Here is a 14,879-nt window from a genome sequence, read left to right as displayed (position 1 = left end):
AGGAAGAAATTCTGCTGTGCAGAATTTCTGAGAATTTAAATCTGATTACCGGCAAATAACTTTCTAAAAACTAAGACTATACCTAGTATTACAAAAAAATTATCTAAATAATTAAGAGTCTCTATACAATCAAAATTCAGCCCAGCTGAATTTTAACCTTCACTTTACTCTTTACTCTTTACTCTCACACCTATTTAATGCACTTTCTCTAAACTATTCCGTCTAGCGCATTTAGTTCGCCTTTTATTTATGTTGAGAAGGTGTGTTAATGAAGAAAAAGAAGAATAAAACATCTATAAGACTAGGCAAAGTTAAAAAAGCACTGATATTTTTAATTACATTCATTATTATGTATGTAACTATTATGACGTCTACGTCTGTTATTTCACGTAAATATTCGCTAAGAGTTGGAAGTATTGCTAAATTTGATATAAAGGCACCGAGAGAAATTATAGATGAAGACAGTACAAATGATTTAAAAAAGCAGGCTGAAGATAATGTGGCTTCGCAATATAGTAAATTAAATGATGTCAAAAGTACAAGTATAGATAATGTAACGGTATTATTTAAGCAAGTCCAAGAGTTAAGAGATAGTGACTATAATTTAAAGACGAAAAGAGAAAAGCTTAAGAGCGAAACTGATATAGATATATCAAATGAAGATTATGAGGCTTTATTAAAGCTAAATAAGAATTCTGCTGACAATTTGAAAGAAACTATAATAAATGTTATTGGTGAAATATATGACGGAAGCAGAATAGAAAATACTGTTGACAGCCTAAAAAAGGCTCAGGAAAGTGTGGTTACTAAGTTTAATGTATCCAATTTATCAAGTAAATTAAGAGAGCTTGGAGTAAATATCTGTTATACACAGATAAAGCCAAACTTTGTAATGGATGAAAAAAAGACTGAGGAACTAAAAGAAGAAGCATCTAAAGATGTAGAACCGGTTGTCATTAAAAAGGATCAAATAATAGTAAAAAATGGTGAACCTGTTACGTCAGAGCAGATAAAAATTTTGCAGAAATTGGGACTTCTGAATAATAAATCTAATTTTCAATGGAATTTATATTTGAGCCTAGCAGCAATAGTGCTTTTGATATTAGCTTTGCAGTGGCAGTATATATATAAAACTCAGAAAGATGTATTTTATGATTACAGAAAACTGATACTTATAAATCTGCTGAATTGTCTATCAGTTATTTTAGCAAGGGCTTTCGGAGTTGCATCCCCATATATCATACCATTTGCATGTATACCGATGCTGCTTACAATACTAATAAACAGCAAAGTATCATTAATCGTAACGATGTTAAATATAGTCCTTATAAGCTCTGCAACACAATTTAATGTTGAAATAACTATTTTGGCCTTATTAAATGGGATATTAGGAGCATTGATCATAAAAAAAATGCAGACAAGAAATGATATAATTTTTTCTACAGTATTAATAATGATTGTGGTTAGTATATCTACGTTTAGTGTTGGCATGCTTTTGAGTAATAATGTTATAGAAATACTGAAACGTACCGGCCTTACATGTGTTGGAACAGTCATGTCTGGTGTCTTTACAGTAGGACTTTTACCTATATTTGAAAGTACTTTTGGTATGGTTACTGTGCTGAAGCTGTTAGAACTTGCAAATCCTAATCAGCCGCTGCTAAAAAAACTTCTGCTTGAAGCGCCAGGAACTTATCATCACAGTATAATAGTAGGAAACCTGGCAGAACTGGCAGCCGATCAGATTGGAGCCAATGCTGCACTAGCTAGAGTAGCATCTTATTATCATGATATAGGAAAAATACGAAGACCAATATTTTTTAAAGAAAATCAGATGGGAGGGGAAAATCCCCACAACAAGATAACTCCGAACCTAAGTGCTTTGATCATAACTTCTCATGTAAAGGATGGATTTGAATTAGGTAAATCTGAAAATCTTCCTCAGAGTATTCTGGATATTATAGAACAGCACCATGGTACCAGTCTGGTAAAATATTTTTATATAACAATGAAAAACAGCAGTGAGAATCCTGATGAAATTTTGGAAGAAGATTTCCGATATCCTGGACCAATACCAGCAACTAAGGAAGCGGCAATAGTTATGCTGGCCGACAGCGTTGAAGCGGCGGTAAGATCTATAAATGCACCATCTAAAGAAAAAATAGAAAATATGGTGGATAATATATTTAAAGATAAAGTTAACGATAATCAACTTATAGACTGCGATTTGAATTTTAGAGAAATAGATATTATTAAAAGGACATTTTTAAAAGCCTTAGATGGTATGTATCATCAGAGGATAGAGTATCCTACAGAGAAAAAAGAAGAAACTGATGAAATGAAAGAAGAAAAGGAGACCCAAAATGCTATTAGTAAATAATATACAGAGTAAAATTCAGACGGAGGAAGATCTGGAAAAACTTTTTGAGAGAGTAATATCCTATGCACTCAAAGAAGAACAGGTTAAATACGAATGGGAAGTAAGCATTTTATTAGTTGATAATGAGGAAATCAGAAGAATAAATAAAGAGCATAGAAATATAGATAGGGAGACAGATGTCTTATCGTTTCCAATGCTGGATTATCCTGAAGGTAATGTATATAAGGATGTATATTTGGACAAAGAATTAGATGACAGCAATTTTGATGGAGATAATCTTGTGCTTGGTGATATAGTAATATCATTGGAAAAGGCAATGGAGCAAAGTAAAGAATATGGTCATTCTTTCATTAGGGAGGTAGCATATCTCTCAGTTCATTCGATACTTCACCTTTTAGGTTATGATCACATGGAGGAAAATGACAAGAGGAGAATGCGAGAAAGGGAGGAAGCTATATTAGGTAACCTCGATATAACAAGGGAGCAGCAATGAAAATAAAAAAAGTGGTGGATAGCTTTAATTATGCTATAGAAGGTATAATATATGCTGTAAGGACACAGAGAAATATGAGGATACATATTGCTGTTGCACTTATGGTACTTACAGCATGTTTCTTTTATGATATTTCAAAAATAGAACTAATGATTCTTACCATAACTATCACAATGGTATTTGCAGCAGAACTTATTAATACAGCTATAGAAAGTGCTATTGACGCTACGACTAATTACTATCATCCGCTGGCTAAGATAGCAAAGAATACAGCAGCAGGTGCTGTGCTTATTACTGCTATAAATGCTGTAGTTGTGGGGTATATTATCTTTTGGGATAAGTTAGCTCAAATAACGTTTGTATTGATGCATAAAGTTAGAAATTCAGATCCATATATGCTTTTAATAATAATTATAATTGTATGTTTACTCACAATAGTATTTAAGGCCATATATGGTGAAGGTACACCACTAAAGGGCGGAATGCCAAGTGGCCATAGCGCTATAGGTTTTTCTGTAGCTACAATAATAGCACTTACTACACAGGAACCATTATGTATTATTTTAAGCTATTTTTTAGCGCTTATAGTAGCTCAAAGCAGAGTGGACGCAGATGTACATTCAGTGCTTGAAGTAGTAATAGGAGCATTATTTGGAACATTTATTACCTTGTTTATATATACTATATTTTGAAGTGTATTATTTAGAAAGGTCTGATAAAATGGATTATTCTTTATTGATAAACGAAGCTTTAAAGGCTAGAGAAAAAGCTTATGTGCCATATTCAAAGTTTAAAGTCGGCGCTGCTGTATTGACTTCTGAGGAAAAAATTTTTACGGGCTGCAATATTGAAAACGCCTCTTATGGAGCCACGAACTGTGCAGAAAGAACTGCAATCTTTAAAGCTGTATCTGAGGGTTTTTGCAAAATTAAAGCAATAGCAGTAGTTGGAGATACTGAAAATTTTACATATCCATGTGGCATATGCAGGCAGGTAATTACTGAATTTGCTGAAGGTAATGACACTGAGATAATAATAGCAAAAAATGAAAAAGAATATTTAGTTGAAAAAGTTAGCACAATATTACCAGGAGCTTTTACGAAAGTTGACTTATATAAGGAGAAGATATAATAATGTTTAAATCTGGATACGTAACTATAATAGGGAGACCTAATGTGGGAAAATCTACACTACTTAACAACTTAATGGGGCAGAAACTTACTATAGTTTCAAGCAGACCACAGACTACAAGAAAAAATATTAATACAATATTAACAGGTGACGATTATCAGATAATATTTGTTGATACACCTGGAATACATAAACCGCATCATAAGCTAGGTGAGTTTATGGTAAACTCCGCAGTAGAATCTATGAAGGAGGTAGATCTTATACTTTTCTTAGTATCACCATCAGAAGAGATAGCTGCTGGGGACAGACACATATTAGACAGCTTAGAAAAGATAGATGTTCCTGTATTTTTGGTAGTAAATAAGGTTGATGAAAATACAGATGAGAGAGTAGCAAAGACATTAAAGATGTATGGAGATGCTTATAGTTTTAAAGAAATTGTTCCTATCTCAGCTCTTAAAGATAAAAATGTTGATACTCTTTTTAAACTTATTACAGAAAACTTACCTGAAGGACCTCAATATTATCCTGCAGATATGGTTACAGATGTTCAAGAGAGATTTATTGTATCAGAAACAATAAGAGAGAAAGCTTTAAGACTCCTTCAGGAAGAGGTACCACATGGAATTGCTGTAGAAGTACTTACAATGAAGCAGAATGAAAAAGGTAAATATGAAATAGAAGTTAACATGTTATGCGAAAAAAGTTCACATAAAGGTATTATAATAGGTAAAAACGGAACAATGCTCTCCAAGATAAAGAAGTATGCATCTCAGGATTTGGAGAAACAGCTTGGAAGTAGAGTTAAACTTAACATATGGGTAAAGGTTAGAAAAGAGTGGAGAGATAACGATGCTTTCCTAAAGGAACTTGGATACAAAAAATAATTAGGAATTAAAGATTAGAAATTAGGAATGAAGGTGAAAATTCAGCAATTCCTCATTCTTCATTCTTAATTTTCAATTAATAAGTGGGTGGTTTTCTGACAGCGTTAAAGTGTAAAGGCATAGTTATAAAAACTATGGACTACAAAGAAAATGATAAAATATTATGGATTTTTACGGATAAATTTGGAAAGATATCTGTGATAGCTAAAGGAGCTAAAAAAAGCAAAAATAGACTTTTTAATCTCTGTCTTACCTTTTGTTTCAGCGAGCTTGTTCTGTATAAAGGCAAAAATATGTATCGTATAAATGAAGGAAATATAATAGAATCTTTCCAAGGCTTTTTGAACGATTTAGATATGCTTACATATGCTTCTTATATTTGTGAATTGATAGATATATCTATGGTTGAAAATGAACCTAATTTGGAGCTTTTTAAATTAATGCTTACTGCTATGTATCTATTAAAGAGCAATGCTATGGATAGTGATATCCTGCTGAGAGCATATGAAACAAACGTACTTAAACATACTGGCTATGGATTAAATCTTGACTTTTGCAGCATATGCCACAAGAAAATTGTTTCTGCAGATTATATAAATCTGCAATATTATGGCGGAGTATGTGATGAATGTATGAAAAGTCAAGGAATTCATCTAAATAGGGATACCTATAGTGCACTTAAGTTTCTAAATACGGTACCTATGGAAAAAGTATATAGACTTAATGCTAATGATAAGATTAAAAATGAACTTCAGAGGGTTCTATATTTAATAATAAGCAATAACTATGCTAAATCACCCAAAAGTCTTCAATTATTTGAATTTATAAAGGAGAGTGAAAAGAATGAGTGAAATTACTGTAGAAAAGGTTGATATGGTCAAAGACAGAACAGGAGTGACTTATACTGAGGCAAAAGAGGCTCTTGAAACAACTCAAGGCGATGTAGTTGAGGCATTGGTGCTTATAGAAAGCAAAAACAAAGATAAAAAATATTCTACTAAAGACGAATTTACTAACTGGATTAAAGATATAATAAATAAAGGGAATGTAACAAGAATTAAGATAAGAAAAGATGAGCAGACGCTTGTAGATATACCTGTGAATGCTGGACTTGCAACTACTGGCCTTACTATGATACTTTCGCCTGTACTTCTTGCACTAGGAGTTGTGACTGCTGTTGTAAGTAAAGTTACAGTAGAGATAACTAAGGAAGATGGAACAGTTGAAGTTGTCAATAAATATATCAAAGATACTTTTGGTGATGTAAAAGAAAAGGTAAGCAGTTTTTCAGGAAAGTTTAGTGATATAGCAGGAGAAGTAAAGGGTAAAATAAGCGATATCACTGATGATCTAAAAGATAAATTTAAAAAGGCAGATGAGAAAGGTTCTGATGACGAGACTGTATATAAATACACAGTTAAATTTGAGGAAGTAGAAGATGAACCTAAAGAGCAAAAAGATAATGAAAATCCAAAAGAAGAAAGTGACAAATAAATATATTTGGTTTATAATAAATATATAAATTTATTGCATAATCTAGTACATTAGCACTTCAGAGAAACTTATAGGCATCTGTAAGTTGCTCTGAAGCTGCCTTGTAATGTTGTTGAAAGAAGGTGAGGGTTATTAAGCTATCGCCGAGACAAGAACGTATAATAAAACTGGTTAAGGATAATCAGCCTATTACCAGTGAACACATAGCAGATAAACTGGGTGTTACACGTGCTGCATTAAGACCTGATTTAGCAATTCTTAAGATGAGCGGTATACTTGGTGCGAAACCCAAAGTTGGATACATATATTCGGAGAAAAAACAAAACAATGCTATCTATGATTATATTATTAGTATAAGAGTTAAAGATATAATGTCTGAACCTGCTATTGTAAAGGAAAACACAAGTATTTATGATGCAATTATATATCTCTTTTTAAAAGATGTAGGCACATTATTTGTTGAAAGTGATGAGGGCTTGCTTGTAGGAGCAGTGTCTAGGAAGGATTTTCTTAAAGCTGCTATGGGAAATACTGATATTCAGAAAGTTCCTGTAGGTATAATAATGACTCGAATGCCTAACGTATTTTTTGTGGAGAAAGAAGACAGTGTTTTTCTTGTAGCACAGAAAATAATTGATAGAGAAGTTGACAGCCTTCCTGTTATTGAAAGAGTTTTCGATAACAATAAGGTTAATTACAAAGTGATTGGTAAGATTTCGAAAACCAATATAATCAAGCTCTTTGCGGCATTAGGTGCCAAAGGATGAGCAAATATTTTTGTGCACTACCGAGGTAAAATCTCGTTAGTTTTATAGATTAATACAATTCGGAGGAGTGTTAAAATGGATAACAAGAAGTATGTGTACCTTTTTAACGAAGGTTCAGAAGACATGAGAAACCTTCTTGGTGGTAAAGGTGCTAATCTTGCTCAAATGACAAGACTAGGAATTCCAGTACCATTTGGTTTTACAGTTACAACTGAAGCTTGTAACAAATACTATGAAGATGGAAAGGTTATTTCCAAAGACGTTAAAGCTCAAGTTGACGCAGCTTTAGAAACACTTGAAAAGAAAACAGGAAAAACTTTTGGAAAAGGACCAAATCCATTACTTGTTTCTGTTAGATCCGGAGCAAGAGTATCAATGCCTGGTATGATGGATACTATACTTAACCTTGGATTAAATGAAGAAACTGTTGAAGTAATGGCAAAGCTTACAAATAACCCAAGATTTGCTTATGATTCATACAGAAGATTTATACAAATGTTCGCAGACGTTGTTATGGGCGTTGAGAAGAAATTATTTGAAGGACTACTCGATGAAGTTAAAGAAGCAAATGGATATAAATTTGATACAGACTTAACTGCAGATGATCTTAAAGGTTTAGTAGTTAAATTCAAAGAGTTGTATAAGAAGGAAAAAGGAGAAGATTTCCCAACAGATCCAGCTGTTCAATTAGTTGAAGCTATCACAGCAGTTTTCAGATCCTGGGATAATCCAAGAGCTGATGTTTACAGAAGATTAAATGATATTCCAAGTAGTTGGGGTACTGCAGTAAACGTTCAGGAAATGGTATTTGGTAATAAAGGAAATACTTCTGGTACAGGTGTTGCTTTCTCAAGAAACCCTTCAACTGGAGAAAAAGGAATATTCGCAGAGTATCTTATGAATGCACAAGGTGAAGACGTTGTTGCTGGTATAAGAACTCCAGAAGATATCAGTTCTCTTGAAAAGAGAAATCCAGCTGTTTACAAACAGTTTATTGACATAGTAAACAATCTTGAAACTCATTACAAAGACATGCAGGATATGGAGTTTACTATTGAAGATGGTAAATTGTTCTTCCTTCAGACAAGAAACGGTAAGAGAACAGCTCAGGCTGCATTAAAGATTGCTGTTGATTTAGTAGAAGAAGGACTTCTTACTAAGGAACAAGCAATACTTAAGGTTGAGCCTAAACAGCTTGACACATTACTACATCCTACTTTTGATCAGGCTGCATTAAAGAAAGCAGATGTAATCGCAAAAGGACTTCCAGCATCTCCTGGAGCTGCTGCAGGTAAAATTGCATTCAGTGCAGAAGAAGCAAAAGAGAGACATGCAAATGGTGAAAAAGTTGTTCTTGTAAGACTTGAAACTTCACCAGAAGACATAGAAGGTATGATTGCAGCTGAAGGTATACTTACAGTTAGAGGTGGTATGACTTCCCACGCAGCAGTTGTTGCAAGAGGAATGGGAGCATGCTGCGTAGCTGGCTGCGGAGATGTAAAAGTTCATGAAGAAGAAAGATATATTGAAGTTGGTGGAAAGAAGTACACTGACAAAGATTACCTTTCATTAGATGGTAATACAGGTAATGTTTACGGAGAAGCAGTAAGCACAGTTGAACCTGAAATCAGCGGATACTTCGGAACATTCATGGGATGGGCTGATGAAATCAGAAAATTAAAGGTTAGAACAAATGCTGATACTCCAAGAGATGCTCATACAGCTGTTAAGTATGGTGCAGAAGGTATTGGTCTTTGCAGAACTGAGCATATGTTCTTCGGAGAAGATAGAATTCCTGCAATGAGAGAAATGATAGTTGCTAAAACTGAAGAGCAGAGAAGAAAAGGCTTAGCTAAACTTCTTCCAATGCAGAGAGAAGACTTCATAGGTCTTTATGAAGCTATGGAATACAGACCTGTAACAATAAGATTCCTTGATCCACCACTACATGAGTTCTTACCTCATGCTGATGAGGATATAGCAGCTCTTGCAAAAGAGATGGGATTAACTTTTGAAGATCTTAAAGCTACAGTTGAATCCTTACATGAATTCAACCCAATGATGGGTCACAGAGGCTGCCGTCTTGCAGTTTCATATCCTGAAATAGCTGAAATGCAGACAAGAGCAGTAATTGAAGCTGCACTTGAAGTTTCAGGCAAACACCCAGAATGGAACGTAATTCCTGAAATAATGATTCCACTTGTTGGAGAAATTAAGGAACTTAAATACGTTAAAGATGTAGTTGTTAAGACTGCAAAAGCTGTAATGGCTGAAAAAGGAAAAGAAATAGAATTTAAAGTTGGTACAATGATAGAGATACCAAGAGCAGCTTTAACTGCTGATGAAATAGCTAAAGAAGCTGAATTCTTCTCCTTCGGTACTAACGATCTTACTCAGATGACCTTCGGATTCTCAAGAGATGATGCTGGTGCATTCTTAGGAGATTACTATGATAAGAAGATTTACGAGTCAGATCCGTTTGCTAAACTTGACCAGACTGGTGTTGGTAAGTTAGTTAAGATGGCAGCTGAGCTTGGAAAATCAACAAGACCTGACATTAAGCTTGGAATCTGCGGAGAGCATGGTGGAGATCCATCATCAGTTGAGTTCTGCCACAGTGTTGGACTTAACTATGTATCCTGCTCACCTTACAGAGTACCTCTTGCAAGATTAGCAGCAGCTCAAGCACAGGTTAAGAACCCAAGATAGTTTAAAGATATTAAAAGCAGACCTTAGGGTCTGCTTTTTTGTTGTGCAACAAAGTAAACCACTTGCTAAGCAAGTGGAAGAAAAAAGGCTTATGCCGTTGAGCAAAAAAGAACTCCTATGATAAACTAAAAGCAGGTCTAGCCAACCGCAAATAGAGAAGCATAGGAGGATGTCTAATGAAAGACACAAATAGTTTATCTCATACAACATGGAATTGCAAGTATCACATAGTATTTGCACCGAAATATAGAAGCAGAAGCATTGTCTGGATCACATACATATTTCTTAGGCTTTGGAACATATTAACACTGAGGGGATATGATACTTTGAAAAAAAAATTACTATCAATTTTTTTCTTGTTGACTTTAATATTCGTGAAATTTACAACAATAGTGCTAGCTGAACCTATGACTTGTGAGGAAAAACTAAATTCTTTAGAACCACAAAATCTAAAGATTATTTATTATGGCATACCAACAACATAGTCTTTTTAGTTATCAAGGAGGACTTTCTTGGTGGTATGATATTTCAAGTTATTTAGCATTGCCTAGTGGCATTAGTGCTTCTTCACCAATCAACAAATTTGCTTTTACTGTAAAATATCCTTATGTTGTAAGACTAATTATTTTTAAATTAAACATTTCATCTATAAAATACTACAAAAATCAAATTGTTATTACAGGAAAACCAACAAGAAAGGGATTAACAGTTGTAGATTTTGACTCTAAAAATATACCTATCTCAGGAAAGATAATTCAGCTAGTGACACCAGAAGGTTATGAGTTGGATTACTTAGTTAATAAGTAAATTGTAAAAGTTAATAAAACATATGCAATATAAAAAACGACAACTAAAATAGTCGTTTTTTTGTTAAATTGCATTGTCAATCCTATATTTGAAGTGCCATTATAAAGTTTATAATTTACAACTAACAATGTTGGACAGTGTAAAAGACTTGGAATTAGAAAAATTCCTATTGGGGATAGAAGTATAGTGTTCCGATAGACGCTGTGCCATATTATTAGACTATACTATATAAGTTGCAATAAAGTTCTTACATCGTGGCTTCTAAAATATCACTGCTGAATCGGTTCGACCCTAGGATCTTTTAGAAGTCAGAATACATTATAACAATAATTTATCGTAAAACGATAAAAATATATTGCGATTTTTCTGGAACTGGAGTAATATAATGGTATAAAAAGTATTCAGGAGGCATTTTTATGAATCAATTAAAACTTTCAAAATGGCTAAAAGCTATTCTTATTGGAGCAGGGATTTGCGGGACAATAATATATCTTTATATATTTCCTTCTTGGGGAAGGGGCATTGCAGTATCAAATCCGGAGTTTGAATATTGTTATTGGCCTTGGTTGGTATTTCTTTGGATAACTGCTATACCATGCTATGCGACCCTTGTATGTGGCTGGAAGATAGTTTGTGAAATCGGAAAAGACAAATCATTTTCAATAAAAAATGCAAATTTGCTAAAACTAATTTCGATATTTATGGCTTGTGATTCGGCTTTTTTCTTTGCGGGAAATATTATTTTTCTATTACTAAATATGAATCATCCAGGCGTAGTTCTTTTGGCCTTCTTTGCAACTTTCGCTGGAATTGCGATAACAGTTACTGCAGCAGCTCTATCACATCTTGTTTATAAAGCAGCTAAACTTCGTGAAGAAAACGAATTAACTATTTAGGAGAGATGCAAGATGATTATAATTAATATTGATGTAATGCTAGCAAAAAGAAAAATGAGTGTTACAGAGCTTTCAGAAAAGGTTGGTATAACAATGGCAAACATATCTGTCCTGAAAAATGGTAAAGCCAAGGCAATAAAGATTGATACGCTAAATAAGATCTGTAAGGCACTTAATTGTCAGCCTGGAGAGATTTTAGAATGGAGAGATGAAGATGAATAGAGCTGCACTTGTTTTAAAAAAAGCACCATTTCCAGCAATAATGGCAGCTATCTCCTTTGCATTATTCTTAATGGTATACTGGCTGTTTACTTGCGAGTCAGTTGAACCATATTATTTTAAAAGTCTAATATTTGCTGTGCCATTTATATGTTTTGGAATAATAATATTTTTTACTGTTAAAAGGAAATTAGGAATTGATATTTCAAAATTGAAGATATAATCTGAGAATTTACAAATAGGTAAGAGGTAAGAAGCAAGAAGAGTAGAGATAAATGAGAAGGTAGGAATTTTATCCACCATAGTCAATTGAAGCCCTTTTTTCAAATAAATTTATGCTTTTGGATAATACTAAGAGAATTTTATATAAAGCAAAAAGATGATCATTAAATAGAAAAACGTCATATCATATTTACGAAGAAATTAAAAAGAAACAGTAATATATTCTGAAATCAGTGAGTTAAAAGATGTGGTGTAATTGCTACTGGGTTATCTAAACATGCTCATTATCATTCGCAGATAACCCGTTAAAGGCCATTTAGGCCTTTAACCAACGGAGATATAGAGTGAATTTAGCAATTGTCAGCAAATTTTATGCAAATTTTCGTTAAGATTTGGGTAGTGTTTGAGGCGTAGCCGAGTTTGCCCAAATTAGAAAATTTACATAAAATTTGTGTTACAAGTGCTTAATGAACGGATCAATCTCCGTAGTGCCACAACATTTCTTTTTTTATATATTGCAATTAAATTTGTTTTCTATATATTTCTGAAAACTTTTTATAAACTCCATATGATTCTCAGATTTCTCAATAGCCTTATTAAGCAGCGTCAAAAATGAATTCTTATTACATCTTGAAATATTATTATAATAATCTTTTGAAATCTTCCAATACTTCTGTGGAAAAGCCAAATAAGCTAAAATATATTTATATTCATCAAGGTTCAGCGGCTTTATAGCTTCATAACATTTCAATGTATTTATTGCTATCTCATTGTCCCATCTAGTGTTATCTCGTTTGAGTAACCTTCTTAAAAAATAAGATATATCATGAGCACAATAATCTATTCTGCATTTATCAAAGTCGATGATCCAAGTTGTATTTGATTTGTCAAAAATAATATTCTTATTGACATAATCCATATGACATAATGCTACCGATAAGTTTTTATTGTTTATTCCTGCAGCAATGGCATAAGATTTTTGTGCTAGAGGTATTAGTGAATCGAAATAATAAAGAAAGGTTTTGGAAAACCTATCTTTATAGTTAAAAGCCATGTTTGAGCAATTTAAAAGTTGATTAAAATGTTTTTCCATTGAAACGGCCATGTCTTCCATACCTGTTTTGTATTTACTGCCATCTATAGGCTTAAAATGCTTTGTACAGGTATGAAGTTTTGCTAAAGTGCCGCTAGCGTCTAGAACATTTGATATATTATCATAGCTGCATTTTTCTCCATCGATCCATGGAGTAAGGATAAAAAACATATTATTATATACCACATATCTGTTACCATCTATAGTAGGAAGTAATCTAGGAACAGAAATATTGTTATGATAAAGCCATTCTATTGCAGAATATACAAAAAGTAATTCATCTTGGCTAAAGTACACCTTTTTCAAACAATATAAACAATCATTATATGTAACTTTAAATACTGCTCTTTGTTTATCGGTATCCTTAAACTTTATTTGTGTTATATCACCATTTTCTAAACCGTAATAAGACAGTACATATTTTTTTAAATTACTTTCTGAAAGAAAGTTGTAGTCATTTTTTGCTGCTTCATAGGGCATAAAAACACCTCACCAAAATCACTATATTGGAAATAAAATAATCAGAAATAAATAGCATAGTCATTATTAGTGTCTCATACTCCTAATTATGAAATTTCCTCATATAAATAAGATATTAAGCAACAAGAACTAATATACATATATAGAAAGAAAAAATATTTGCCGTAATACTTTTATAAAAATATAAAAAAAGAGGACTTTTTTGTTTCACATAGAATTATTATATAAGGAGTGATCACAAATGAATATTAGGGAAAGGATAGAGTACATAGAAACTATTTCTTTAAATGCGGTTGCTTGCTTGTCTAAAAATTGTGGTGAAAGAGATTTACCTGAGGAGAAAGATGACGTAAGAACATCATATATGGTAGACAGAGATAGAATTATTCACAGCAAGTCTTTTAGGAGATTGAAGCATAAGACACAAGTTTATATAAAAACTTGGGGAGACCATTATAGAACTAGACTTACCCACACTCTTGAAGTGACGCAGATAGCTAAAACTATTGCTAAGGGAATTGGACTTAATGAGGACCTTGTTGAGGCAATAGCTTTAGGGCATGATATTGGCCATGTGGCATTTGCGCACAATGGTGAAGAAGTATTAAATGATATTTTGCCTAAGGGGTTTAGACATAACGAAAACAGTGTAAGAGTATTAAAAAAAATAGAAAAGTCGGGTCAAGGTTTAAATTTGACTTCAGAGGTACTTGATGGGATTCTTTGCCATAGTGGCTTTGGGGATAAAGAAAAAGCGGCGTATACATTAGAGGGCCAGATAGTGAGATATAGTGATAAGATTGCTTATGTAAACCATGATATTGACGATTCAATAAGGGCATCTATGCTTAGTATAAATGATATACCTGAAAAAATATTAAATATTCTTGGAAGAACCCATGGTAAAAGAATTGATACATTAGTAAAAGACTGCATATATACTAGTATAAATAATATAAATAATGGGATCACTAAAATAAGTTTAAGCACAGATATTCAAAATGCACTAATAGAACTAAGAAAGTTCATGTTTGAATATATATATAAAGGTAGCATTCTAAAAGTAGAACGTGACAAAGCGAAATTTGTACTCTACCAAGTGTTTGACTATTTCTATAAGCATGCGGAAAAAATGCCTGAATTTTATCAGCGTATAGTTGATGAAGAAGGATTATACCAAGGGGTAGCCGATTATATATCTGGCATGAGTGACGATTATTGTTTATACATTTTTAACGAAATTTATGTACCTAAATTGGTTATATACTAAAATACAGGAATATTTTATAACATTAATTGGC

General features: G+C 33.0%; 15 protein-coding genes and 1 pseudogene. 15 read left to right on the top strand and 1 reads right to left on the bottom strand.

Annotation, left to right across the window (positions count from 1 at the left end; all coding sequences use genetic code 11):
- The first annotated feature begins 268 nt into the window (after positions 1-268).
- The 14 genes and pseudogenes from CLORY_RS16495 to CLORY_RS16430 all read left to right on the top strand — a co-directional run bounded on the left by CLORY_RS16495 (position 269) and on the right by CLORY_RS16430 (position 12,006).
- Positions 269-2,380, top strand: coding sequence for an HD family phosphohydrolase (locus tag CLORY_RS16495; RefSeq protein WP_079426509.1), 2,112 nt, complete (start codon positions 269-271; stop codon positions 2,378-2,380).
- Entirely contained in the window at positions 2,364-2,873 is a 510-nt protein-coding gene (gene ybeY / locus CLORY_RS16490) for an rRNA maturation RNase YbeY (protein ID WP_079426507.1), read from the top strand. The genes CLORY_RS16495 and ybeY overlap by 17 nt, the downstream gene beginning before the upstream one ends.
- Complete coding sequence (locus CLORY_RS16485; RefSeq protein WP_079426505.1) at positions 2,870-3,565, top strand: diacylglycerol kinase; 696 nt, start codon at positions 2,870-2,872, stop codon at positions 3,563-3,565. The genes ybeY and CLORY_RS16485 overlap by 4 nt, the downstream gene beginning before the upstream one ends.
- Before the next feature lie 28 nt (positions 3,566-3,593).
- Entirely contained in the window at positions 3,594-4,004 is a 411-nt protein-coding gene (locus CLORY_RS16480; RefSeq protein ID WP_079426513.1) for a cytidine deaminase, read from the top strand.
- Between the two features lie 2 nt (positions 4,005-4,006).
- Positions 4,007-4,891, top strand: a complete 885-nt coding sequence (gene era, locus CLORY_RS16475) for a GTPase Era (RefSeq protein ID WP_079426503.1) — start codon at positions 4,007-4,009, stop codon at positions 4,889-4,891.
- Positions 4,892-4,986: 95 nt separating this feature from the next.
- Positions 4,987-5,742 carry a DNA repair protein RecO gene (gene recO, locus CLORY_RS16470; protein ID WP_139376072.1) on the top strand — a complete coding sequence of 252 codons (756 nt, stop codon included), beginning with the start codon at positions 4,987-4,989 and terminating at the stop codon, positions 5,740-5,742.
- The gene (locus CLORY_RS16465; protein ID WP_079426499.1) at positions 5,735-6,385 is read left to right on the top strand and encodes a DUF4342 domain-containing protein; all 651 of its coding nucleotides are present in this window, start codon (positions 5,735-5,737) and stop codon (positions 6,383-6,385) included. The genes recO and CLORY_RS16465 overlap by 8 nt, the downstream gene beginning before the upstream one ends.
- Before the next feature lie 122 nt (positions 6,386-6,507).
- Positions 6,508-7,152: a transcriptional regulator CcpN gene (ccpN, locus tag CLORY_RS16460; RefSeq protein ID WP_079426497.1), complete on the top strand. Its 645-nt coding sequence runs from the start codon at positions 6,508-6,510 to the stop codon at positions 7,150-7,152.
- Between the two features lie 75 nt (positions 7,153-7,227).
- On the top strand, positions 7,228-9,861 hold the full coding sequence (ppdK, locus tag CLORY_RS16455; protein WP_079426495.1) for a pyruvate, phosphate dikinase: 2,634 nt from the start codon (positions 7,228-7,230) through the stop codon (positions 9,859-9,861).
- Between the two features lie 176 nt (positions 9,862-10,037).
- Positions 10,038-10,124, top strand: a pseudogene (locus CLORY_RS16450) (IS200/IS605 family transposase); the annotation flags it as partial.
- A gap of 202 nt (positions 10,125-10,326) precedes the next feature.
- On the top strand, positions 10,327-10,668 hold the full coding sequence (locus tag CLORY_RS16445; RefSeq protein WP_079426493.1) for a hypothetical protein: 342 nt from the start codon (positions 10,327-10,329) through the stop codon (positions 10,666-10,668).
- Positions 10,669-11,084: 416 nt separating this feature from the next.
- Positions 11,085-11,564: a DUF2975 domain-containing protein gene (locus CLORY_RS16440; RefSeq protein WP_079426491.1), complete on the top strand. Its 480-nt coding sequence runs from the start codon at positions 11,085-11,087 to the stop codon at positions 11,562-11,564.
- A gap of 12 nt (positions 11,565-11,576) precedes the next feature.
- Positions 11,577-11,786, top strand: coding sequence for a helix-turn-helix domain-containing protein (locus tag CLORY_RS16435; RefSeq protein WP_079426489.1), 210 nt, complete (start codon positions 11,577-11,579; stop codon positions 11,784-11,786).
- Positions 11,779-12,006 carry a hypothetical protein gene (locus tag CLORY_RS16430; RefSeq protein WP_079426487.1) on the top strand — a complete coding sequence of 76 codons (228 nt, stop codon included), beginning with the start codon at positions 11,779-11,781 and terminating at the stop codon, positions 12,004-12,006. Before CLORY_RS16435 ends, CLORY_RS16430 begins: the two co-directional genes overlap by 8 nt.
- Positions 12,007-12,513: 507 nt before the next feature.
- Here CLORY_RS16430 and CLORY_RS16425 read toward each other — a convergent pair.
- Complete coding sequence (locus CLORY_RS16425; RefSeq protein ID WP_079426485.1) at positions 12,514-13,578, bottom strand: CotS family spore coat protein; 1,065 nt, start codon at positions 13,576-13,578, stop codon at positions 12,514-12,516.
- Between the two features lie 241 nt (positions 13,579-13,819).
- Here CLORY_RS16425 and CLORY_RS16420 point away from each other — a divergent pair, with 241 nt between their 5' ends.
- Positions 13,820-14,848, top strand: a complete 1,029-nt coding sequence (locus CLORY_RS16420; protein WP_079426483.1) for a deoxyguanosinetriphosphate triphosphohydrolase — start codon at positions 13,820-13,822, stop codon at positions 14,846-14,848.
- Positions 14,849-14,879: the final 31 nt, after the last annotated feature.

Origin of the sequence: Clostridium oryzae, from assembly GCF_002029235.1 — a bacterium.
GTDB lineage: Bacteria > Bacillota > Clostridia > Clostridiales > Clostridiaceae > Clostridium_AE > Clostridium_AE oryzae.
Note: the sequence above shows the minus strand (reverse complement) of the source record. Positions and strands in the feature narration are given on the sequence as shown.